The following is a 21,560-nucleotide window of genomic DNA, read 5'->3' as shown; positions in this document are numbered from 1 at the left end:
CTCAGGCGCCGGTGACGCCGTCGATGCGTTCCCGGATCAGGTCGGCGTGGCCGTTGTGCCGGGCGTACTCCTCGATCATGTGGACGTACACCCAGCGCAGGCTGATCTCGTGCGTGGTGTCGCCCCGGCGGTGGCGGAACGTGTGCTCCAGCGGCAGGCCGGCCACCGCCGCCCGGGCCGCCTCGATCTCGGCGCGCAGCGTGGCGAACGCCTCGGCCGGGTCGGCGTCGGCGATGTCGTTGAGGTCCGCGTCCGGGTCGGCGTCGTAGTCGTAGAGGTCGGGCAGTTCCTGGCCGGTGGCGCGGACGCGGAACCACCAGCGTTCCACGTCGGCCATGTGCCGGACCAGGCCGAGCAGCGTCAGCCCGGAGGGCTCCACGCTGCGGGTACGCAGTTGCTCGGCGGTCAGCCCGGCGCACTTGTGCACCAGCGTGTCGCGATGGTGGTCGAGCCAGCCTTCGAGCATGGTGCGCTCGTCGGCGACGTAGGGCTCGTGGCGGCGGTCGATCTCAGGCACGGTCCAGGTCATGGGCGCAGATGTTAAGAGGGGTCCCCTGTACAACGCGAGGCGTTAACAGGGGGCCCTTCCTTTCAGGGCACCACGACGTCGGCGTTGGAGCGGCGCAGCGGCACCTCCCGGATGAGGACCACCGCGACCAGGGCGAGCAGCCCGAACGGGGCGGCGGCCAGGAAGATGTCACCGGCGGCGTGCCCGTACGCGGACTCGACGACGGTCCGGATCGGGCCGGGCAGCGTGTGCACGTCCGGCAGGCCACCACCGGAGCCGGAGGCCGGGATGCCCAGCCGGCTCAGGCCGTCGGCCAGGTAACCGGTGACCCGGTGCCCGAGCACCGCGCCGAGCGCGCTCACGCCGATCGCGCCGCCGAGGCTGCGGAAGAAGGACACCACCGAGCTTGCCGCGCCGAGTTCGTCCGGGCGGACCGTGTTCTGCACGGCGAGCACCAGGTTCTGCATGGACATGCCGACGCCGAGACCGATGAGCGCCATGAACACGGCGAGGTGCCAGTACGGCGTATCCGCCCGCATGGTGCCCATCAGCGCGAAGCCGGCGGTGAGCAGCACCGAGCCGATGACCAGCCAGCTCTTCCAGCGGCCGGTGGCGGTGATGATCCGGCCGACCACCGTCGAGGAGACCAGCAGGCCGCCGATCATGGGAAGCGTCATCAGGCCGGACATGGTGGGGCTGGCGCCGCGGCTGATCTGGAAGTACTGCCCGAGGAACACCGAGGCGCCGAACATGCCGACGCCGACCGCGATGCTGGCGATGACGGCGAGCGTGATGGTGCGGTTGCGGAACAGGTGCGGCGGGATCATCGGGTCGGCGGCACGCTTCTCGACCCGGACGGCGAGCGCGCCGAGCAGCGCGGCGCCGGTCACCATCGCACCGCTGGTCCAGGAGATCCAGTCGTACTTGTCGCCGGCCAGGGTGATCCAGACCAGCAGCAGCGACACGGCGGCGGTGATGAGCGTGGCGCCCCACCAGTCGATCTTCACGTCGCGCTTGACCACCGGCAGCCGCAGCGTCCGCTGGAGCACGATCAGGGCGAGCACGGCGAACGGCACGCCGACGTAGAAGCACCAGCGCCAGCCGAGCCAGGAGGTGTCCACGATCACGCCGCCGATCAGCGGGCCGCCGATCGTGCCGACGGCCATGACGGCGCCGAGGTAGCCGCTGTACCGGCCGCGCTCACGCGGGGCGATCATCGTCGCCATGATCACCTGGGCGAGGGCGGTGAGGCCGCCCGCGCCGACGCCCTGCACCACCCGGCAGGCGATCAGCTCGCCGGTGGTCTGGGCCTGCCCGGCGAGCACCGAGCCCAGCACGAATACCACCAGGGAGATCTGGACCAGCAGCTTCTTGCTGAACAGGTCGGAGAGCTTGCCCCAGATGGGCGTGGTCGCCGTGGTTGCCAGCAGCGTCGAGGTGACCACCCAGGTGTACGCGGACTGGCCGCCGCGCAGGTCCGTGATGATCCGCGGCAGCGCGTTGGAGACGACCGTGGAGGAGAGGATCGCGACGAACATGCCCAGCAGCAGGCCGGAGAGCGCCTCCAGGATCTGCCGGTGGGACATGTCGACGGCGGTCGCCCGGGCGGGCGCAGTCGCCTGAGTCATCGTGGATTGCCTCCGGAACGGGGGAGAACTGTTGCCGCGGGCAACCGTAGGGTGTGGTTGCCTAAAGCAACAACTTGTGGCGGGGCGGCTTTGTTCCGGAACGCGCCAGGTCAGAACGACTCGTTGAAGCGGTGCATCAGCCGGGCGAGGTCCGCCACATCCTCTTTCGGCCAGCTCTCCAGCGAACGCCTTATTTGTCCGAGTCGAGCCGCGCGAGCCGCGTCGAACCGCCGCGTGCCCTCCTCGGTGAGGCTGAGCTGGGCCGCCCGCCGGTCGGTGGGGTCCGGGTCCCGGCGTACCAGGCCGAGCGCCTCCAGCCCGCCGATCTGCCGGCTCAGCGTGCCCTTGCCGATGCCCAGCTTGACGGCCAGGTCGGTGAGCCGGGTCGAGCCCGACCGCCGCAGCCAGAGCAGCAGGCCGTACGCGTTGGGCTCCAGGTTCGGGTGGACCTCGCGGGCGATCTCCCAGGACAGCGCCCGGCCTCTGCGCAGCAACGCGGTCAACTCGTGCTCCACGGCGCGCAGCGTCTCGTCCACGCTCAGAGGGTACTCAGTCCCCGTCGCTGAGTTGCTGTTGCGCCACCGGTCGCAGCTCGCCCTCGCTGGTCGTGCCCTCGATCACCACGGCGGCCTTACGGCCCTGGTGGGTGAGCGTGGCCACGGCGTTGCCGAAATAGGGCCCGGCCAGCTTCCGCCAGCGCACCGGCGGACGGCGTACCCCGGCCGAGCGCGCCAGCGCCCGGGTCGCCCCGGCCGGCCCTGGATTCCAGCCCAGCGTCATCAGCGGGCGCATGCCGGCCGGCACCTGGTTGTGGATCGGCGAACAGGTGAGCTGGTGCACCGGCGTGCGGACGTCACGGTCGGCGAACCGGGCCCGCGCCACGTACGAGTGGTGCACGTCGCCGGAGAGCACGCTGATCGACGCCGGTCGGGCGTACGCCGGCCCGGCGCCCACCCGCGCCCCGGTGCGCGGCGCGGTGCCGCTGCCCAGCCGCGCGAACAGCTCGCCCAGCGCCTCGAACGAGCGCCGGAACGCCGCCCAGTGCTCCAGGTCCAGGCCCCGGCGGATCTGCTCGGAGATCCGGGCCACCCAGGGCCGGCTGGAGTCGGCCAGGCGCTCGTTCCACGCCTCGACGTGGTGGATGCCGGGCGGCAGCAGCCACGGCAGTGAGCTGCCCACCACCAGGTGGTCGTACTCGCCGTGCGCCTGGTCGAGGAACCACGACCACTCGCCCGGCGGCAGCATCGCCCGGCTGCCGGGCAGGAGCACCCGGCTGGAGCGGTTGTCCAGCATCACCAGGCGGGTGCGGCCCAGGTCCAGCGCGTAGCTCCACTGGTACTGCACGGCTCGCCAGCGCTCGGTGTCGTGCGCCAGGTCGGCTTCCTTGTCGACCCGCTCGCCGAACTCGTGCAGCACGCCGGTGGCGTCCTCGGCGGCCATCACCTTCGCGTACACCGGGTCGGCGGCGATCTCATCCGGGCTCAGGTTGCCCAGGTGCTGGTAGACCCAGTAGGAGGCGAGGCCGCTGCGGATCCGCTCGGCCCACCACGGCTGCTCGCGCATGTCCGCCCGCCACGACTGCGAGGTGTTCCAGTCGTCGATCACCTCGTGGTCGTCGAAGATCATCACGCTCGGCACGGTGGCGAGCAGCCAGCGGATCTCCGGGTCGCGCCACGACTCCAGATAGAGCTTCGTGTACTCGTCGAAGCTCACCACCTGCGTCGCCGGGGCGTCCTTCGGCCGCTTGCGGCGACGCTTGAGCAGCCGCCGCACGGTCGGCGAGGTCTCGTCCGCGTACACCTGGTCGCCGAGCAGCACCAGCAGGTCGGGCAGCACGGCCTGCTCGGGCGCGGCCATCACCCGCCGGGCGTACGCATCCAGCGCGTCCGGCGGCAGCTTGCGCGCGGTGGAGTGCTGGGTGGTCTCCCGGCAGGAGCCGAACAGCAGCCGCACCGGCTGGTCGGCGTCGTCGAGCGCGCGGGTCCGGATCACGCTGGGCGGGAACGACGAGTCCGGCAGCGGCCAGGCCACCTCGCCGTCGATCAGCACCTCGTACGTCGTGGCGCTGTCGGGGGTGAGCCCGGTCACCACGACGATCGCGTAGTGGTGGTCGTACGCGGAGAAGGTGGGCGCGCTGCCGGTGGCGCCGTCGGCGGTGCGGACGGTGACCAGGGCGGGCGAGCTCGTCTCCACCCAGACGGTCGCCCGCGTGTCGACGACCCGGCGCAGCAGCGGGCCGATGAGCAGGCGGGAACCGGGCACGACGCACCTCCGTCAAGATCGTTTCGGCTGTTCCCTACCCGGCCGGCGGTTGCGGTACGCCTTCCGGTGCGAGCGTACCCGCAGGTTGTTCGCGTGCCGAGGCGGTGAGTGGGACGCCGTCGCCGGCATCTGACAGGATTTCGGGCATGACGGAATACCTCCTCGTCGCTCTCGCCCTGCTCGGCGTGCTGATCATCGGCGGCCTGAGCCTCGTGGTGCCCCGGCTGCGCCGGCGCCCGGAGCCTCCGCTGCCGCGCACGGAGGTCGACACCCGGGCCGAGGAGGATCTGGCCGGCCCGCCGGTGGAGGCCCCGGAGGCGGATCTCACCACCGGCGTGGTGGTCGAGGTCCCGCCGGTGGAGGCCCCCCCGGTCGAGGTGCCGGAGCCGACCGCCGGGCGGCTGGTCCGGCTGCGCTCCCGGCTGTCCCGCTCGCAGAACGCCCTCGGCAAGGGCCTGCTCGGCCTGCTCAGCCGCGACCGGCTGGACGAGGACACCTGGGAGGAGATCGAGGACAGCCTGATCACCGCGGACGTCGGCATCGACGCCACCCGGGAGATCGTCGACCGGCTGCGCGAGCGGACCCGGGTGCTCGGCACCCGCACCGGGGAGGAGCTGCGCGCGCTGCTCGCCGCCGAGCTGGTGAACGCGCTCGACCCGAGCCTGGACCGCTCGCTGCGGACCGCGCCGAAGGAGGGCGTCCCGGCGGTCGTGCTGGTGGTCGGCGTCAACGGCGCCGGCAAGACCACCACCTGCGGCAAGATCGCCCGGGTGCTGGTCGCGGACGGCCGCAGCGTGCTGCTCGGCGCGGCCGACACGTTCCGGGCCGCAGCCGCCGACCAGTTGGAGACCTGGGGCGGCCGGGTGGGCGCCGAGACGGTCCGCGGGCCCGAGGCCGCCGACCCGGCCAGCGTCGCGTTCGACGCGGTCAAGCGGGGTATCGACACCGGCGTGGACACCGTGCTCATCGACACCGCCGGCCGGCTGCAGAACAAGATCGGCCTGATGGACGAGCTGGGCAAGGTCAAGCGCGTCGTGGAGAAGCACGGCCCGATCGACGAGACGCTGCTGATCCTCGACGCCACGACCGGCCAGAACGGGCTGGAGCAGGCGCGGGTCTTCACCGAGGTGGTCAACGTGACAGGCGTCGTGCTGACCAAGCTCGACGGGACGGCCAAGGGCGGCATCGTGATCGCCGTGCAGCGCAAGCTGGGCATCCCGGTCAAGCTGGTCGGCCTCGGCGAGGGCAAGGACGACCTGGCCCCGTTCGACCCGGCGCAGTTCGTCGACGCGCTGCTCGGCACCGAGCCGCTCGCCCGGGACGCGTAGCCTCTCCCGTGACGACTGACGATCGCGCCTACGCGGGGTGGCGCGACCCCAGCCACCCGTCGCCACGCCTCGGGAGACCGTACGTGACTTCGCAGGAGATTCCGCTGCACGGCGGGAACGTGAGCACAGTGGTCCGTGTGGGAGACACGGTCCGGCGCAACGCCGGCCCGTGGACGCCCTCGGTGCACGCGCTGCTGCGTCACCTGGAGTACGTCGGCTTCACCGGCGCGCCCCGCGCGCTCGGCATGGACGAGCGCAACCGGGAGGTCCTGTCGTACCTGGAGGGGGAGTGCGGGGAGTACCCGCTGGCCCCGCACTGGGTCACCGACGAGGCCCTGGTCACGGTGGCCACCATGCTGCGGATGTTCCACGACGCCCAGTACGGCTTCACCCCGCCGCCCGGCGCGGTCTGGCGCTCGTTCGGCCCGCCCCCGCCGGACACCGAGGTGATCTGCCACCACGACGCCGCGCCGCACAACGTGATCTGGCGGCCGGACGGCACGCTCGGGCTGATCGACTTCGACCTCGCCTCGCCCGGCGCCCGCATCTACGACGTGGCGTACGCGGCCTGGACCTGGGTGCCGATCTTCTCCGACCGTGACTCGGTGACGCTCGGCTGGAAGCGCCCCGACCGTCCGCGCCGGCTGCGCCTGTTCGCCGACGCGTACGGGCTGATCCCGCGCGACCGGCACCGGCTCATCCGGACCATCCGCAAGCGCATCGTCGACCACGTCGAGGGCATCCGGCGGATGGCCGCCGCCGGTGAGCCGGCGTTCGTCCGGATCGTCCACAAGGGCCACCTGCGTCGCCCTATGCGTGACCTGCGGCTGCTCGACTACGAGCGGCACCAGCTGGAGTACGCGCTGCGCTGACCAAGATCGGCGTTCTTCACACGCCGGAAACAACCCGTCACGCGTCGGAAATCGCGCGGTGTCGCTGAAGGAAACAGCCGGCGACAAAGCTTCCGCGCAACCGGCTGACGGGCGATGCTGCCAGGACTCAGTCGGAGGGAGGAATACGACAACGAGAGGAGGCAGCGTGGAGATCGACACCGGGAACACTGCCTGGTTGCTTGTCTCGACTGCCCTCGTGCTGCTCATGACCCCCGGTCTCGCGCTGTTCTACGGCGGCCTGAACCGGTCCAAGGGCGTTCTGAACATGATGATGATGAGCTTCTCGTCCATCGGGCTCGTCAGCATCCTGTGGCTTTTCTACGGCTTCACCGTCGCCTTCGGCGAGGGCGGCAAGTTCTGGGGTGACCTGGGTCAGTACCTGGGCACCAAGACCTTCGTCGGCGAGAACGACCTGTGGGGCGAGACCGGCATCCCGATCTACGTCTTCATCGCCTTCCAGATGATGTTCGCGGTCATCACCGTGGCGCTGATCAGCGGTGCGCTCTCCGACCGGGTGAAGTTCGCCGGCTGGCTGCTGTTCGCGTTCGGCTGGGCCAGCCTGGTCTACTTCCCGGTCGCCCACATGGTCTGGGGCGGCGGACTGATCGGCGGCGACATCGGCGCGCTGGACTTCGCCGGTGGTACCGCTGTGCACATCAACGCCGGCGCCGCGGCGCTCGCGCTGGTGCTCGTGCTCGGCAAACGGGTCGGCTGGCCGCGCGAGAGCATGAAGCCGCACAACGTCCCGATGGTCGCCCTCGGCGCCGCGCTGCTGTGGTTCGGCTGGTTCGGCTTCAACGCCGGCTCCGAGCTGACCGCCGACGGGGTCACCGCGCTGGCGTTCATCAACACCCAGGTCGCCACCGCCGCGGCGCTGCTCGGCTGGATCGTGGTGGAGTGGGTGCGCGACGGCAAGCCGACCCTGGTCGGCGCCTCGTCCGGCGCCATCGCCGGTCTGGTCGCCATCACCCCGGCCTGTGCGTTCATCACCCCGGCCGCAGCGGTGCTGCTGGGCGTGGTGGCCGGTGCGGTCTGCGCCCTCGCGGTCGGCCTGAAGTACCGGCTCGGCTACGACGACTCCCTCGACGTGGTCGGCGTGCACTTCGTCGGCGGCTGGATCGGCTGCCTCTGGATCGGCCTGTTCGGCACCGCCTCGGTGAGCTCGCTGGTGGAGACCGACGGCCTGTTCGTCGGTGGCGACGCCACGCTGCTCGGCAAGCAGGCGATCAGCGCGCTGATCGTCAGCGTCTACTCCTTCGTCGTCGCCTTCGCCCTGGGCTTCGTGATCGACAAGACGATCGGCCTCCGGGTCTCCGCCGAGTCCGAGGTCGACGGCATCGACATCGCCGAGCACGCGGAGAGCGGCTACGACCTGTCGCCCACCACGGGCAGCAGCGGTGGTGCGTTCGCGATGGCCGGGATCGGCGCCGGCAAGCCCGGCTCGGATCCCGCCGTCGAGCCGGACGAGTCCGCGCCGGTCAGCGAGAAGGTCGCCGGTTAACGTTCCTGGGATGGAGGGGTTGGACATGAAGCTGGTGACCGCGGTCATCAAGCCGTACCAGCTGGACGCGGTGAAGGAGGCTCTGCACGCCCTCGGCGTGGCCGGGCTGACGGTCAGCGAGGTCCAGGGCTACGGCCGGCAGAAGGGGCACACCGAGGTCTACCGGGGTGCCGAGTACACGGTCGAGTTCCTGCCCAAGATCCGGGTCGAGGTGCTCACCGACGAGATCGACGTCGACAAGATCGTGGACGCGATCGTCGGCGCCGCCCGGACCGGCAAGATCGGCGACGGCAAGGTCTGGGTGACCGGCGTCGAAGAGGTCGTCCGGGTACGCACCGGCGAGCGCGGGCTCGACGCCCTCTGACGGCCGAACCCGCTGACATGACCTCGTTGACCACGGCCGCCGCCCCCGCCGGGGACGACGTGCCCGTGGTCAACGAGGTCGTCGGCGTACCCGGCGGCATCGGTGAGCCGGCCCGGATCGCCCGGGCCGAGGCGCTCGAGGCCTGGCTGCGCCGGACCTTCCCGGCCCGGGACGGAGTCGCGCTGGTGGCGGTGGGCGGGCTGGGCCGCCGGCAGTGCGCCCCCTACGGCGACCTCGACCTGGTGCTGCTGCACGCCGGGGTACCCGGCATCGACGAGCTGGCCGCGTCGCTCTGGTATCCGATCTGGGACGCCGGGCTGCGGCTGGACCACTCGGTGCGTACCGTCGCCGAGGCGCTGTCGGTGGCCCAGGACGACGTCAAGGTCGCCCTCGGCCTGCTCGACGCCCGGCACGTGGCCGGCGACCCGGCGCTCACCGACCAGCTCGCGCGGACCGCCACCGACCACTGGCGGCGGACCGCGATCCGCCAGCTCCCCGGCCTGCGCGAGATCACCGCCGCGCGCTGGGAGGCGCACGGCGAACTGGCGTTCCTGCTCGAAGGGGACCTCAAGGAGGCGGCCGGCGGGCTGCGCGACGTGGCCATCCTGCGGGCCATCGCCACCGCCGGGGTCACCGACGCGCTCCGCCCGGCCGTGTACGCGGCGCACCGGCGGCTGCTGGACACCCGCGACGCGCTGCACCAGCAGGTGGGCCGCCGGGTCGACCGCCTGGTCGCCCAGGAACGCGACGGCGTGGCGCGGCTGCTCGGCGCCGAGGACGGCGACGCGCTGCTGCGGCTGGTGGCCGGCGACGCCCGCACCGTCAGCCACGCCCTGGACGACGCCTGGCGCGCCGCCGACCGGCTCCGCTCCGGCCGCCACCGGGCCGCCCCCGGCCGGCCGCTGCGCCGCCCGGTCGCGCGGGACGTGGTCGAGCAGGACGGGGAACTGGTGCTCGCCCGTACCGCCATCGGGGCCCGCCCCGACCCCAGCCTGTCGCTGCGGGTGGCCGCCGCTGCCGCCACCACCCGGCTGCCGATCGCGCGCGCCACCTGCGAGTGGCTGGCCGCGTACTGCCCGCCGCTGCCCGCGCCCTGGCCGCCGGCGGCACGGGCCGCGCTGATCACGCTGCTCGGCGCCGGTCCCGGCCTGGTGCCCGCCTGGGAGACCTGCGACCGGTACGGGCTGATCGACCGCTGGCTGCCCGAGTGGACCCGGATGCGCAGCCTGCCCCAGCACAACCCGGTGCACCGGTTCACGCTCGACCGGCACCTGGTGCAGACCGCGTACGAGGCGAGCCGGCACACCCGCGACGTGGAACGCCCCGACCTGCTGCTGCTCGGCGCGTTCCTGCACGACATCGGCAAAGGGCTGGACGGGGACCACTCGACTGTCGGCGCGCCGCTGGCCGAGGCGGTGGCCACCCGGATCGGGCTGCCGCCGGCCGAGGCCGACCTGATCGGCATGCTGGTCCGGCTGCATCTGCTGCTGCCCGACGTGGCGACCCGCCGGGACCTGTCCGACCCGAAGACAGTCGCCGGCGTCGCCGAGCGGGTCGGCGACACCGCCACGCTGGAACTGCTGCACGCCCTGGTCCGCGCCGACGCCGCCGCCACCGGGCCGGCCGCCTGGTCCGCCTGGAAGGGCCGGCTGATCGCCGAGCTGGTGGCCCGGGTGCGGACCACGCTGGACACCGGCGAGGTGCCCGCCCCGCCGGCCCCCGACCCGGCGCTGGTCGCCGGGCCGCTGCCGGTCGTACACCTGGGGGAGGACCGGGTGTCGGTGGCCGCCGCCGACCGGCGAGGGCTGCTCGCCACTGTGGCCGGTTGCCTGGCCCTGCACCGCCTGGAGGTGATCTCCGCGGACGCCGCCACCGTCGACGGCCGCGCCCTGGTGCAGTGCCGCGTGCAGCCGCGTTACGGGCTGGCCCCGAACCCGATCGCGCTCAGCGCCGACCTGCGCCGCGCGGTCAGCGGCGACGTCTCGGTGATCCAGCGGCTGCGTGGCCGGGCGCTCGCCGCCCGGAGCCAGGGCGCCGCGCCCCGGGTCGTCTGGCACCGGGAGGCGGCCACCGACGCGGTGCTGCTGGAACTGCGCGCCGCCGACGCGGCCGGGCTGCTGTACCGGGTCACCTGCGCGCTCGACGACGCGGGCGCCCAGGTGCGGGCGGCCCGGATCTCCACGCTCGGCGGTGACGTGGTGGACGCGTTCTACCTGGTCGGCGGCTGGCCGCCGGACGAGGAACGGTCCCGGATCGAGGCCGCCGTGCTCGCCGCCGTGTAAGGAAGGGCCCCCTGTTAACGCCTCCGGTAGAGGAAGGGCCCCCTGTTAACACCCCACCGACGAGCAGCGCGGGCCCGTGGACGGCCGGGCCGGAGCGGGGGTGCGGGCGGCGGGCTACCCTAACGGTGGGCTGGACCACCGGCCCGACCAGCATGTGCCCGCCGAAAACGACAAACGGGATGTTCGCGTGTTTGACACCTTGAGTGACCGCCTGTCCGGCATCTTCACCAAGCTCCGCGGCAAGGGCCGGCTCACCGACGCCGACGTCGACGCCACCGCGCGCGAGATCCGGATGGCGTTGCTGGAGGCCGACGTCGCCCTGCCGGTGGTCAAGGGCTTCATCGCGAACGTCAAGGAGCGGGCGCGCGGCGCCGAGGTCTCCCAGGCGCTGAACCCGGCCCAGCAGATCATCAAGATCGTCAACGAGGAGCTGATCAACATCCTCGGCGGCGAGGGGCGGCGGCTCCAGTTCGCCAAGCAGCCGCCGACCGTGATCATGCTGGCCGGTCTCCAGGGCTCCGGCAAGACGACGCTCGCCGGCAAGCTGGCCCGCTGGCTCAAGAGCCAGGGCCACCAGCCGCTGCTCGTCGCCGCCGACCTCCAGCGCCCGAACGCCGTCGGGCAGCTCCAGGTGCTCGGTGGCCGTGCCGGCGTCGAGGTGTACGCCCCGGCGCCCGGCAACGGCGTCGGCGACCCGGTGCAGGTGGCCCGCGACTCGATCGAGCACGCCCGCCGCGCCGCCCGGGACATCGTGATCGTCGACACCGCCGGCCGGCTCGGCATCGACGCCGAAATGATGCAGCAGGCCGCGAACATCCGCGACGCGGTCCAGCCCGACGAGGTCATCTTCGTCATCGACGCGATGGTCGGCCAGGACGCGGTCCGCACCGCCGAGGCGTTCCGCGACGGCGTGGGCATCACCGGCGTGGTCCTGTCCAAGCTCGACGGCGACGCCCGCGGTGGTGCGGCGCTCTCCGTCCGCGAGGTCACCGGCCAGCCGATCCTGTTCGCCTCCACCGGCGAGAAGCTGGAGGACTTCGACGTCTTCCACCCCGACCGGATGGCCAGCCGGATCCTCGGCATGGGCGACGTCCTCACTCTGATCGAGCAGGCCGAGGCGGCCTTCGACTCCGATCAGAAGGACAAGATGACCGCCAAGCTGATGGGCGGGGAGACCTTCACGCTGGAGGACTTCCTCGATCAGCTCATCGCGGTCCGGCGGATGGGCCCGATCGCCAACGTGCTGGCCATGATGCCGGGCATGGGGCAGATGAAGGACCAGCTCGCCGAGCTGGACGACAAGCACTTCGACCGGGTGACAGCGATCATCAGGTCGATGACCCCGGCCGAGCGCACCAACCCGAAGATCATCAACGGCTCTCGCCGGGCCCGGATCGCCAGCGGCTCCGGCGTCACCGTCATGGACGTCAACCAGCTGCTCAACCGCTTCACCGACGCGCAGAAGATGATGAAGCAGATGGGCGGCATGATGGGCCTGCCCGGCGGTGGCCGGCGCAAGGCGACCAAGTCGCCGAAGAACAAGCGCAAGGGCACCAAGGGCGGCGGGCGGCCGCGTACCGGCGCCGGTATGCCGGGTGGCTTCCCGGGCGGGATGCCGCAGCTCCCGCCGGGCCTGGACCCGGGTGACCTCGCGGGTGGGCAGGGCCTGCCGCCGGGCTTCAAGCTTCCGAAGATCGACTTCAACAAGCTGGGCAAGGGCGGCGACAAGGGCCCCCGCTAGCGTGTCGGTGACGGTGGGCGATGTGATCATCACCTAGGGTCGGTTCGCCCCCTGGAAGGAGATGTCATGACCGCGGCGCCGATCCTGCCCGAGCGGCACGAGTGGACGGTCGACGACCTGGGCGACCTGCCCAAGGACCTTCCGTACGAACTGATCAACGGAAGGTTGATCGTGCCGTCGCCCACCGCCCTGCACCAGGATCTGTGTGTCCGTCTCCTGCTCGCGCTTGAGGTCAACTGCCCGCCGGAGTTCCTGGTGAGCATCGACCTGTCCATGCGGGTGGACCGCCGCAACGAGCCGCGCCCGGACGTGGTGGTGATCCGGCGCAAGCACGCCGGCCGGTCGCCGGTCCCGGTCGAGGACGCGTTGCTCGCCGTCGAGGTCGTCTCGCCGACGTCGCACTTCCGCGACCTGTACGACAAGGCGAGGGTCTACGCCCGCTCCGGGGTCCGCTCCTACTGGGTGGTGGACCCGCAGCACGAGCGGATCGCGCTGACCGAGTACACGCTCGACGGCGCCGCCCGCGAGTACGAGCAACTGGCACACACCGAGGACCTCTTCGTCACCGAGCGGCCCTGGAAGGTCTCTGTCGATCTGCCGGCGCTGACCGCGCGCCGCAACGACCTGCTCGCCGTCGAGGAGGACTGATCGGGTAGGACTGTGCACATGGCTCTGCACGTGCGCGGTGTGTTCCTCCCCGACGACGAGGTCCGGGACGTCTGGCTGGTCGGTGACCGGGTCACCTTCGAACCGGTGCCCGGCGCCGAGACGGTGGCCGACGGCGGCTTCGTGCTGCCCGGCCTGACCGACGCGCACTGCCACATCGGCATCGCCCGCGGCGGCAGCCCGATCACCTCCCTCGACCAGGCGCGGGAACTGGCCCGGATCGACCGGGACGCGGGCGTGCTGGCGATCCGGGACGCCGGGTCGCCGTACCCGTACCCCGAACTGGAGGACGAGCCGGACCTGCCGCGACTGGCCCGCGCGGGCCGGCACGTCGCGCCGCCCAAGCGCTACCTGCGCGACATCGGCGTGGAGGTCGGCGCGGCGGAGGTGGCCGAGACGGTGGCCGCGCAGGCCGCGGCCGGCAACGGCTGGGTCAAGCTGGTGGGCGACTGGATCGACAGGGGGGTGGGCGACCTGGCGCCGGCCTGGGACGCCGACACCATGACCGCGGCGGTCGCCGCCGCGCACGCCGCCGGGGTACGCGCGGCGGTGCACACGTTCTCCGAGTCGGCGGTGGAGATCATGGTGCGGGCCGGGGTGGACTCGGTGGAGCACGGCACCGGGCTGAGCCTCGACCTGATCGACCTGATGGCCCGGCAGGGCACCGCGCTGGTCCCCACGATGATCAACATCAAGACCTTCGGCCACATCGCGGAGCAGGCCCGGCCCAAGTTTCCCGGGTACGCCGACCACATGCTCGCGCTGCGCGACCGCTTCCCCGAGGTGGTGCGCGCCGCGTACGAGGCGGGCGTGCCGATCTACGTCGGGACCGACGCCGGTGGCGGCATCGACCACGGGCTCGCGGCCGAGGAGATGCTCCTGCTGCACGAGCAGGCCGGCATGTCCGCGCCGGACGTGCTCGCCGCCGCCTCCTGGAGGGCCCGGGAGTGGCTCGGCTTCCCCGGGCTGGTCGAGGGTGGTCTTGCCGACCTGGTGGTCTACCCCGAAGATCCGCGCCGCGACCTGCGGGTGGTCCGCACGCCGAGCCGGATCGTCCTGCGCGGCCGGGTCGTCCGCTGACCGGCCGCCGTCGCGGGCGGCCCTAGCGGGCCGTCGCCGCCATCAGGAACAGGCGCACGGCCAGGTCGGCCAGCCGGTCGGCGGTCTCGTCGACCGGGCCGCCGGGCAGCACGATGTGGCTCACCACCAGGCGTACGACGCTGTCCGCCGCGAACGCGAGGGCCGCCGGATCGGCGTCGGGCAGGCGTTTCCCCGTCCACTCCAGCAGCGCCGCCGCGGCCTCGGCGAGCACCAGCTCCGAGCGTGTGGTCAGGTACGGCAGCAACTCCTCCGAGCCGCCCCGGGTGCTGGTCAGCACGGCCCGCACCAGCGGGTTCTCGGCGGCCGAGGCGAGCGTGCGGTGGATCGCCGCGTACGCGGCAGCCCGCACGTCGGTGTCGTGCTCGCCGAGCGCGGCCCGGACCTCGCCGACGAAGCGGTCCACCTCGTGCCGGGCGAGCGCCTCGCCCAGGCCCGCCTTGGTGCCGAACTCGTTGTAGACCGTCTGCCGGCTGACGCCGGCGACGGCGGCCACCGCGCCCATCCGGACGCGGTCCCACCCGAGGGCCACGGTCTGTGCCCGGGCGGCCTCCACGATCGCGTCCCGTGTCTCACCCATCGCCGTCGAAGTCTACGGCCGCGCCGCACGACACGGCGCGGCCCGGCTCCCCGGCGCACCCCCGCCCCGCACGGCGCATAGGATGTGCGGTCATGGCACGCGTGCTCACTCCCCGTGCGGAGGACTTTCCCCGCTGGTACCAGGACCTGATCGCCAAGGCGAAGCTGGCCGACAACGGCCCGGTCCGGGGGACCATGGTGATCCGACCGGCCGGCTACGCCATCTGGGAGCGGATGCAGGCCGAGATGGACGCCCGCATCAAGGCGGCCGGCGCGGAGAACGCGTACTTCCCGCTGTTCATCCCGGAGAGCTACCTCAAGCGGGAGGCCGAGCACGTCGAGGGCTTCTCGCCGGAGCTGGCAGTCGTCACGCACGGTGGCGGCAAGCAGCTCGCCGAGCCGGTGGTGGTGCGCCCCACGAGCGAGACGGTCATCGGCGAGTTCATGGCCAAGTGGATCGACTCGTACCGCGACCTGCCGCTGCTGCTCAACCAGTGGGCAAACGTGGTCCGTTGGGAGCTGCGCCCGCGGATCTTCCTGCGCACCAGCGAGTTCCTCTGGCAGGAGGGGCACACCGCGCACGCGACCCGCGAGGACGCCCGCGCCTACGCGCGGCGGATCCTGCACGAGGCGTACGAGGACCTGATGGTCAACGTGCTCGGCATCCCGGTCGTGGTCGGCCTGAAGACCGCCCGGGAGCGTTTCGCCGGCGCCACCGCCACGTACACGTGCGAGGGCATGATGGGCGACGGCAAGGCGCTGCAGCTGGGCACCAGCCACGAGCTGGGCCAGAACTTCGCCAAGGCGTTCGACATCAGCTACTCCTCGGCCGAGGGTGGCCGGGAGCACGCGTGGACCACCTCCTGGGGCACGTCCACCCGGATGCTCGGCGGCCTGATCATGTGCCACGGCGACGACAACGGGCTGCGGGTGCCGCCGAAGCTGGCGCCGGTCCAGGCGTACGTGATGATCGTCAAGGACGGCGAGGGCGTGGGCGAGGCGGCGCGCAAGCTCAGCGACGCGCTGCGCGACGCCGGGGTGCGGGTGGCGCTGGACGACCGGACCGACACCGCGTTCGGCCGCCGCGCCGTCGACGCCGAGCTGCGCGGCTACCCGGTACGCGTCGAGGTCGGCCCGCGTGACCTGGCCGCCGGCAACGCGGTGGTGGTCCGGCGTACTGACGGTTCGAAGGCCCCGACGGCGGTGGCCGACGTGGTCGGCGCGGTCCTGGCCGCGCTGGAGGCCGACCAGCGGGCGCTGCACGACCAGGCGCTGGAGTTCCGCCGGTCCCGCACCGTGGAGGTGTCGACGCTCGCCGAGGCGATCGAGGCGTCCGCCACCGGCTGGGCGCGGGTGCCGTGGTCGGCGGTCGGCGTCGAGGGCGAGGCCGAGGCGAACGGCCAGGGCGTGACGGTCCGCTGCCTGGTACGCGCCGACGGCTCGGTGCCGGACTCGGAGGACGAGCCCGACCTGGTGGCGATCCTCGCCCGCGCCTACTGAGGTGTAAGGAAGGGCCCCCTCTTAACGCATTCCGCATAGGCGGGGGCCCTTGTTAACACGACGGTGGGGGTGAGCGTGCGGTTCGAACCGGGACGGCTGATCATGCACCGGAACGTGCGGCACGGCCGGATCGGCTGGGTCCGGTCGGCCCGCGTGGTCTCCGACGACGAGCGCGGCCTGCTGCTCTGGGTGGCGCGGACAGCGCCCGTCGCGCACGAGGTGACAGCGGCCGGCCTGGGCATGCGGGCCGTGCCGTTCGCCGAGTGGGTGACGTCGTCCTACCGGCTCGCGCAGGGGCTGTGGAACGGGCCGCCGGTGCTGAAGTTCCTGCCCACTGGCGCGGCCCACTCGGTCTGGTGGTTCCGCGACGCGGCGGGCCGCTTCCAGAACTGGTACGTCAACCTGGAGGAGCCCGGCGTCCGCTGGGACGACGGCGCGGTGGCCGGCGTCGACATGGTCGACCAGGACCTCGACGTCGTGGTCCACCCGGACCTGAGCTGGGAGTGGAAGGACGAGGACGAGTTCGCCGAGCGGCTGGCGTTCCCGGAGCACTACTGGGTGACCGACGAGAAGGCGGTACGCGCCGAGGGCGAGCGGGTGATCCGGATCGCCGAGGCGGGCGAGTTCCCGTTCGACGGCACCTGGTGCGACTTCACCCCGCCCGCCGAATGGGACGTACCGGACGAGCTTCCGCCCGGGTGGGACCGCCCGCCGGTGCGCTGAGCGAGTGTCGTCCGTCACGGCCCGGCCCGCCCCCAGGCGTGGTGTCCGGGTCCGGTGTGAGAGTTCCGGGCCGGATCTGGCAGAATGGTTCGCTGGTATCCGGCACGCGTCCGGCGCCCTCTAACCCGGGCGCGTCGCCAGTTCACCGAGCAGTCTCCGGCCCAAACCCCACTGTGCCGGTCGGCGCTCACCCGCCACACCGCCCGTACGGGCCGGTGAGATCGCAACAGGAGCGAAACAACTGTGGCCGTAAAGATCCGGCTCCTGCGGATGGGCAAGATCCGCAACCCGCAGTACCGCATCGTCGTCGCCGACTCGCGCACCAAGCGTGACGGTCGCGCGATCGAGTTCGTCGGTGTGTACCAGCCGAAGGAAGACCCTTCGGTGATCGAGGTCAAGTCGGAGCGGGTCCAGTACTGGCTGTCGGTCGGCGCTCAGCCGAGCGAGGCCGTGCAGCGCCTGCTGGAGCTGACCGGTGACTGGCAGAAGTTCAAGGGCCTGCCGGCCCCGCCGCCGCTGAAGGTCGCCCCCGAGCGGGCCGACCGCAAGGCGGCGTACGAGGCCGAGGCGAAGGCCGCCGCCGGCGTGGCGGACACCCCGGCCAAGCCGGCCAAGAAGGCCGCCGCCAAGGCGGAGGAGCCGAAGGCCGCCGAGCCCAAGGCCGAGGAGCAGACCGGTGCCGAGTCCGGCGAGCAGGCCTGACATGGCGCTGCGTCCCGCCCTGGAGCACCTGGTCAAGGGGATCGTCGACCACCCGGACGACGTCCGGGTGCGAATGGTCGACTCGCGTCGGGGCAAGCGCCTCGAAGTCCGCGTGCACCCCGAGGACCTCGGCACGGTGATCGGGCGGTCCGGCCGGACCGCCAAGGCGCTGCGCCAGGTGATCGGCTCCATCGGCGGGCGTGGGGTACGCGTCGACATCGTCGACTCGTACTGATGCTTCTCGTCGTCGGCCGCATCGGCAAGCCGCACGGCATCCGCGGTGAGGTCACCGTGGAAGTGCGCACCGATGAGCCCGAAGCACGGTTCGCCCCCGGTTCGGTGTTGACCACCGAGCCGGGGGTGGTCCCGTCGGAGCCCGGCGCCTGGCGGGTGCCGCCGACGCTCACCGTCGAGTCGGCCCGCTGGCACCAGGGGCGCCTGCTCGTGGTCTTCGAGGGCGTGCTGGGCCGCGACGTCGCCGAGGCGCTGCGCAACACGCTGCTCGGCGTGGACAGCGCCGACGTCGCCCCGCCGGAGGACCCGGAGGAGTTCCACGACCACCAGTTGGTCGGGCTCACCGTGGTCACCCGGGACGGGGAGCACGTGGGCGAGGTGGCCCGCATCGACCACGCGCCCGCGTCCGACATGCTGGTGCTGCGGCGTCCCGAGGGGCGTACCGCGCTGGTCCCGTTCGTCAAGGCGATCGTGCCCGAGGTGGATCTGGCCGGCGGTCGCGTCGTCGTCGACCTGCCCGGTGGCCTGCTCGACCTCTAGCTCTCGACCTCCGGCTGGAGCCACCGCATGCGCGTCGACATCGTGTCGATCTTCCCCGAGTACTTCGCCCCGCTGGACCTGTCGCTGATCGGCAAGGCCCGCGCGAACGGCACGCTGCGGCTGGCCGTACACGATCTGCGGACCTGGACCCACGACGTGCACCGCACCGTCGACGACACGCCCTACGGCGGCGGTCCGGGCATGGTCATGCGGCCGGAGCCGTGGGGGGAGGCGCTGGACGCGCTGGCCCCGGGCGAGCTGAGCCCGGACGGGCACACCCTGCCCCGGCTGCTCGTCCCGTCCCCGGCCGGCGTGCCGTTCACCCAGGCCATGGCGCACGAGCTGGCCGCCGAGTCGCACCTGCTCTTCGCCTGCGGCCGGTACGAGGGCATCGACCAGCGTGTTCTGGACCACGCCGCGACCCGGATGCCGGTGACCGAGGTCTCCCTCGGCGACTACGTGCTCTTCGGCGGCGAGGTGGCCGTGCTGGTGATCCTGGAGGCGGTCACCCGGCTGCTGCCCGGCGTCCTCGGCAACGCCGGCTCGCTGGACGAGGAGTCGCACGCGCACGGGCTGCTGGAAGCCCCGCTCTACACCAAGCCGGCGACCTGGCGCGGGCTCGACGTGCCGGAGGTGCTGCGCTCCGGCGACCACGGCCGGATCGCCCGCTGGCGCCGGGACGAGGCGCTGCTGCGGACCGCGGCCCGCCGCCCCGACATGATCGGCGCGCTGGCCCCGGAGACGCTCGACAAGCGGGACCGGGCGGCGCTGGACCGGGGTGGATTTTCCTCGCCACCCGGGCATGTGGCAAAGTAGAGGGGTTGCCGCATCCGCCCACGCCGTGAGCGGATGCGAGGACCCTCGACCGGGGCCGGCGGAGCCGGTCACCACCCGGGGGTCAGAATCACCCGTTCGCGCATCGACTGACGATGCGCCGTGAGCCTCACGAGGACGCAGCGATGAACATCCTGGACGCCCTTGACGCCCAGTCGAAGCGTACCGACCTGCCCGACTTCCGTGCCGGTGACACCGTCAAGGTGCACGCGCGAGTTGTCGAGGGCGCCCGGTCCCGGGTCCAGATCTTCCAGGGCGTCGTCATCCGCCGCCAGGGTGACGGTCTGCGCGAGACCTTCTCGGTCCGCAAGGTCAGCTTCGGCGTCGGCGTGGAGCGGACCTACCCGCTCAACGGCCCCGGCATCGACCGGATCGAGATCGTGACCCGCGGTGACGTGCGCCGGGCCAAGCTCTACTACCTGCGCGAGCTGCGGGGCAAGAAGGCCAAGATCAAGGAGCTGCGCGAGAAGCAGCCGGCGAACTGACTTTCGTTCGCCACGCCGCCCGAGCTGCGCGGATGTCGTATCGACCAGACCGCATTACCCTGGTCGGTACGGGCGCAGCCGGACGGCGCGAAGCGGTCCACTGCCGCCCGTGGGGTCTCCGAGGAGACTCCCGGGCGGTAGTGTCGTTTCCGCGGACCGGAGAGTGGCATGGTGCAGATGGTTGACGAGGACGGCGCCGCCGATCCCTGGCGCCGGCGAGCCCGGCGCGGGCGTCGCCAGATGCCGCTCTGGCAGGAGCTGCCGCTGCTGCTCATCGTGGCGTTCTGCCTCGCGGTGCTGATCCGTTCGTTCCTGCTCCAGGCGTTCTTCATCCCCTCCGGGTCGATGGAGAACACGCTGCTCGTCGGCGACCGGGTGCTCGTCAACAAGGTCGTCTACGACGTCCGGGACCCGGTCCGCGGCGAGGTGGTGGTGTTCCGCGGCACCGACCGCTGGGTCGCCCAGGAGGCGCCCGCGCCGCCGACCAACTTCGCCGGCCAGGTCAGCCGCACGCTCGGTGACCTGGTGGGCGTCAGCCGCCCCGGTGAGAAGGACTTCATCAAGCGGGTCATCGGCGTGCCGGGCGACAAGATCTGGTGCTGCGACGACGGCCGGGTGGTGGTCAACGGGACCCCGCTGGACGAGCAGGCGTACGTCTCCGAGGACTCGCCCGCCGAGCTGCCGCCCAACCCGAAGGAGTGCCGGTCCCGGCAGTTCACCGAGGTGGTGGTGCCGCCGGGGCAGATCTTCGTGATGGGTGACCACCGGCTGGTCTCGCAGGACGCCCGATGTCAGGGGCCGGTGCCGATCGAGAACGTGATCGGCCGGGCCTTCATGATCGTCTGGCCGTCGCAGCGGTGGACCACCCTGCCCGTACCGGAGACGTTCACGAACGTGCCGCGCGCGGACGCCGCGGCGGCCGCCGGTCCGGTCCCGGTGGACCCCGACCCGGTGGGCGGAGTCGTCCTGATTGTGCCGGTCGCGGCGACGCTCGCCGTTCTCGCGGGTTCGGGGCGACTGCGCCGCACCCGGGGACGTAGGCTCCTCCCGTGATCGACGAGCAGACCGAGAAGCCACGCAACTCCTTCTGGAAGGAGCTGCCCATCCTCCTGGGTGTGGCGATCCTGGTCGCAGTGCTGGTTCGCGCCTTCGTGCTGCAGACCTTCTTCATCCCGTCGCCGTCCATGGAGAACACCCTCAAGATCGACGATCGGGTGCTGGTCAACAAGCTGGTCTACGACTTCCGCTCGCCGCACCGGGGCGAGGTGATCGTCTTCAAGGCGCCCACCGAGTGGAGCGGAAACCCCGACGGCGAGGACTTCATCAAGCGGGTGATCGGCGTCGGCGGCGATCACGTGGTCTGCTGCGACCGTACGGGCGGGCAGGACCGGCTGGTCATCAACGGCAAGCCGGTCGACGAGCCGTTCATCTTCCCCGGCAACAAGCCCGCCGACCAGGACTTCGACATCACCGTGCCGAAGGGCCGGCTGTGGGTCATGGGCGACCACCGGGAGGCCTCCGGCGACTCGCTGGAGCACTGGCAGCAGTCCGGCGAGGACATCACCGTCGCCACCATCCCGGAGGGCGAGGTCGTCGGGCGGGCCTTCACCATCTTCTGGCCGGTCAGCCGCGCCACCTGGCTCAGCGTCCCGAAGCAGTTCGAGGGGATCCCCAATCCCTGACCCGACGGCT

Annotated in this window: 22 protein-coding genes; 17 read left to right on the top strand and 5 right to left on the bottom strand. The window is 72.1% G+C overall.

The window, feature by feature from the left end:
* Position 1 precedes the first annotated feature (1 nt).
* From AMK25_RS22675 to AMK25_RS22660, 4 genes are all read right to left on the bottom strand, one after another.
* Positions 2 to 529 carry a DinB family protein gene (locus AMK25_RS22675; RefSeq protein WP_073830384.1) on the bottom strand — a complete coding sequence of 176 codons (528 nt, stop codon included), beginning with the start codon at positions 527 to 529 and terminating at the stop codon, positions 2 to 4.
* Positions 530 to 591: 62 nt separating this feature from the next.
* A complete protein-coding gene (locus AMK25_RS22670) occupies positions 592 to 2,136 on the bottom strand; it encodes an MDR family MFS transporter (RefSeq protein WP_073830383.1) in 1,545 nt (514 codons plus the stop codon).
* 110 nt (positions 2,137 to 2,246) lie between these two features.
* Positions 2,247 to 2,672 (bottom strand): MarR family winged helix-turn-helix transcriptional regulator, encoded by a 426-nt coding sequence (locus AMK25_RS22665; RefSeq protein ID WP_073830382.1) that lies wholly within the window; start codon positions 2,670 to 2,672, stop codon positions 2,247 to 2,249.
* A 13-nt stretch (positions 2,673 to 2,685) separates the two neighbouring features.
* A complete protein-coding gene (locus AMK25_RS22660; RefSeq protein WP_073830381.1) occupies positions 2,686 to 4,398 on the bottom strand; it encodes an alkaline phosphatase D family protein in 1,713 nt (570 codons plus the stop codon).
* Positions 4,399 to 4,544: 146 nt separating this feature from the next.
* On the opposite strand from AMK25_RS22660, the gene ftsY reads away from it, so the two are divergent.
* From ftsY to AMK25_RS22620, 8 genes are all read left to right on the top strand, one after another.
* On the top strand, positions 4,545 to 5,726 hold the full coding sequence (gene ftsY, locus AMK25_RS22655) for a signal recognition particle-docking protein FtsY (protein WP_073830380.1): 1,182 nt from the start codon (positions 4,545 to 4,547) through the stop codon (positions 5,724 to 5,726).
* Positions 5,727 to 5,734: 8 nt separating this feature from the next.
* Positions 5,735 to 6,598, top strand: a complete 864-nt coding sequence (locus tag AMK25_RS22650; protein WP_174537508.1) for an aminoglycoside phosphotransferase family protein — start codon at positions 5,735 to 5,737, stop codon at positions 6,596 to 6,598.
* A gap of 166 nt (positions 6,599 to 6,764) precedes the next feature.
* A complete protein-coding gene (locus tag AMK25_RS22645) occupies positions 6,765 to 8,120 on the top strand; it encodes an ammonium transporter (RefSeq protein ID WP_073830379.1) in 1,356 nt (451 codons plus the stop codon).
* Positions 8,121 to 8,145: 25 nt separating this feature from the next.
* A complete protein-coding gene (locus AMK25_RS22640; protein ID WP_174537509.1) occupies positions 8,146 to 8,484 on the top strand; it encodes a P-II family nitrogen regulator in 339 nt (112 codons plus the stop codon).
* A gap of 17 nt (positions 8,485 to 8,501) precedes the next feature.
* Entirely contained in the window at positions 8,502 to 10,766 is a 2,265-nt protein-coding gene (locus AMK25_RS22635) for a [protein-PII] uridylyltransferase (protein ID WP_073830378.1), read from the top strand.
* Between the two features lie 187 nt (positions 10,767 to 10,953).
* The gene (gene ffh / locus AMK25_RS22630; protein ID WP_073830377.1) at positions 10,954 to 12,507 is read left to right on the top strand and encodes a signal recognition particle protein; all 1,554 of its coding nucleotides are present in this window, start codon (positions 10,954 to 10,956) and stop codon (positions 12,505 to 12,507) included.
* Between the two features lie 66 nt (positions 12,508 to 12,573).
* Positions 12,574 to 13,155, top strand: a complete 582-nt coding sequence (locus AMK25_RS22625) for a Uma2 family endonuclease (RefSeq protein WP_073830376.1) — start codon at positions 12,574 to 12,576, stop codon at positions 13,153 to 13,155.
* 18 nt (positions 13,156 to 13,173) lie between these two features.
* Positions 13,174 to 14,253 (top strand): amidohydrolase family protein, encoded by a 1,080-nt coding sequence (locus AMK25_RS22620; protein WP_073830375.1) that lies wholly within the window; start codon positions 13,174 to 13,176, stop codon positions 14,251 to 14,253.
* 22 nt (positions 14,254 to 14,275) lie between these two features.
* Here the strand turns inward: AMK25_RS22620 and AMK25_RS22615 are convergent, their stop codons facing one another.
* Positions 14,276 to 14,851: a TetR/AcrR family transcriptional regulator gene (locus tag AMK25_RS22615; protein WP_073830374.1), complete on the bottom strand. Its 576-nt coding sequence runs from the start codon at positions 14,849 to 14,851 to the stop codon at positions 14,276 to 14,278.
* Between the two features lie 92 nt (positions 14,852 to 14,943).
* On the opposite strand from AMK25_RS22615, the gene proS reads away from it, so the two are divergent.
* The 9 genes from proS (at position 14,944) to lepB (AMK25_RS22570) (ending at position 21,550) form a co-directional block, all read left to right on the top strand.
* The gene (gene proS, locus AMK25_RS22610) at positions 14,944 to 16,350 is read left to right on the top strand and encodes a proline--tRNA ligase (protein WP_073830373.1); all 1,407 of its coding nucleotides are present in this window, start codon (positions 14,944 to 14,946) and stop codon (positions 16,348 to 16,350) included.
* A gap of 75 nt (positions 16,351 to 16,425) precedes the next feature.
* Positions 16,426 to 17,073: a DUF402 domain-containing protein gene (locus AMK25_RS22605; RefSeq protein WP_073830504.1), complete on the top strand. Its 648-nt coding sequence runs from the start codon at positions 16,426 to 16,428 to the stop codon at positions 17,071 to 17,073.
* A gap of 243 nt (positions 17,074 to 17,316) precedes the next feature.
* The gene (gene rpsP / locus AMK25_RS22600; protein WP_073830372.1) at positions 17,317 to 17,775 is read left to right on the top strand and encodes a 30S ribosomal protein S16; all 459 of its coding nucleotides are present in this window, start codon (positions 17,317 to 17,319) and stop codon (positions 17,773 to 17,775) included.
* The gene (locus AMK25_RS22595; protein ID WP_030500803.1) at positions 17,750 to 18,010 is read left to right on the top strand and encodes an RNA-binding protein; all 261 of its coding nucleotides are present in this window, start codon (positions 17,750 to 17,752) and stop codon (positions 18,008 to 18,010) included. Before rpsP ends, AMK25_RS22595 begins: the two co-directional genes overlap by 26 nt.
* Positions 18,010 to 18,549, top strand: coding sequence for a ribosome maturation factor RimM (rimM, locus tag AMK25_RS22590; RefSeq protein ID WP_073830371.1), 540 nt, complete (start codon positions 18,010 to 18,012; stop codon positions 18,547 to 18,549). The genes AMK25_RS22595 and rimM overlap by 1 nt, the downstream gene beginning before the upstream one ends.
* A gap of 27 nt (positions 18,550 to 18,576) precedes the next feature.
* On the top strand, positions 18,577 to 19,365 hold the full coding sequence (gene trmD, locus AMK25_RS22585) for a tRNA (guanosine(37)-N1)-methyltransferase TrmD (RefSeq protein ID WP_073830370.1): 789 nt from the start codon (positions 18,577 to 18,579) through the stop codon (positions 19,363 to 19,365).
* A 143-nt stretch (positions 19,366 to 19,508) separates the two neighbouring features.
* Positions 19,509 to 19,868 (top strand): 50S ribosomal protein L19, encoded by a 360-nt coding sequence (gene rplS, locus AMK25_RS22580; protein WP_073830369.1) that lies wholly within the window; start codon positions 19,509 to 19,511, stop codon positions 19,866 to 19,868.
* Between the two features lie 168 nt (positions 19,869 to 20,036).
* Complete coding sequence (gene lepB / locus AMK25_RS22575) at positions 20,037 to 20,921, top strand: signal peptidase I (RefSeq protein ID WP_073830368.1); 885 nt, start codon at positions 20,037 to 20,039, stop codon at positions 20,919 to 20,921.
* Positions 20,918 to 21,550, top strand: coding sequence for a signal peptidase I (gene lepB, locus AMK25_RS22570; protein WP_043325910.1), 633 nt, complete (start codon positions 20,918 to 20,920; stop codon positions 21,548 to 21,550). The genes lepB (AMK25_RS22575) and lepB (AMK25_RS22570) overlap by 4 nt, the downstream gene beginning before the upstream one ends.
* Positions 21,551 to 21,560 lie beyond the last annotated feature (10 nt).

Source organism: Micromonospora sp. TSRI0369, from assembly GCF_001905625.1.
Classification (GTDB): domain Bacteria; phylum Actinomycetota; class Actinomycetes; order Mycobacteriales; family Micromonosporaceae; genus Micromonospora; species Micromonospora echinospora_A.
This window is presented reverse-complemented; position numbering and strand designations above follow the sequence as displayed.

Coding starts and splice junctions, on each gene's coding strand:
- AMK25_RS22670 (WP_073830383.1), bottom strand. CDS start 2,136: ATGACTCAGGCGACTGCGCCCGCCCGGGCGACCGCCGTCGACATGTCC.
- ftsY (WP_073830380.1), top strand. CDS start 4,545: ATGACGGAATACCTCCTCGTCGCTCTCGCCCTGCTCGGCGTGCTGATC.
- AMK25_RS22635 (WP_073830378.1), top strand. CDS start 8,502: ATGACCTCGTTGACCACGGCCGCCGCCCCCGCCGGGGACGACGTGCCC.
- proS (WP_073830373.1), top strand. CDS start 14,944: ATGGCACGCGTGCTCACTCCCCGTGCGGAGGACTTTCCCCGCTGGTAC.
- AMK25_RS22625 (WP_073830376.1), top strand. CDS start 12,574: ATGACCGCGGCGCCGATCCTGCCCGAGCGGCACGAGTGGACGGTCGAC.
- trmD (WP_073830370.1), top strand. CDS start 18,577: ATGCGCGTCGACATCGTGTCGATCTTCCCCGAGTACTTCGCCCCGCTG.
- rimM (WP_073830371.1), top strand. CDS start 18,010: ATGCTTCTCGTCGTCGGCCGCATCGGCAAGCCGCACGGCATCCGCGGT.
- lepB (WP_073830368.1), top strand. CDS start 20,037: ATGGTGCAGATGGTTGACGAGGACGGCGCCGCCGATCCCTGGCGCCGG.
- AMK25_RS22640 (WP_174537509.1), top strand. CDS start 8,146: ATGAAGCTGGTGACCGCGGTCATCAAGCCGTACCAGCTGGACGCGGTG.
- AMK25_RS22615 (WP_073830374.1), bottom strand. CDS start 14,851: ATGGGTGAGACACGGGACGCGATCGTGGAGGCCGCCCGGGCACAGACC.
- AMK25_RS22620 (WP_073830375.1), top strand. CDS start 13,174: ATGGCTCTGCACGTGCGCGGTGTGTTCCTCCCCGACGACGAGGTCCGG.
- rplS (WP_073830369.1), top strand. CDS start 19,509: ATGAACATCCTGGACGCCCTTGACGCCCAGTCGAAGCGTACCGACCTG.
- AMK25_RS22675 (WP_073830384.1), bottom strand. CDS start 529: ATGACCTGGACCGTGCCTGAGATCGACCGCCGCCACGAGCCCTACGTC.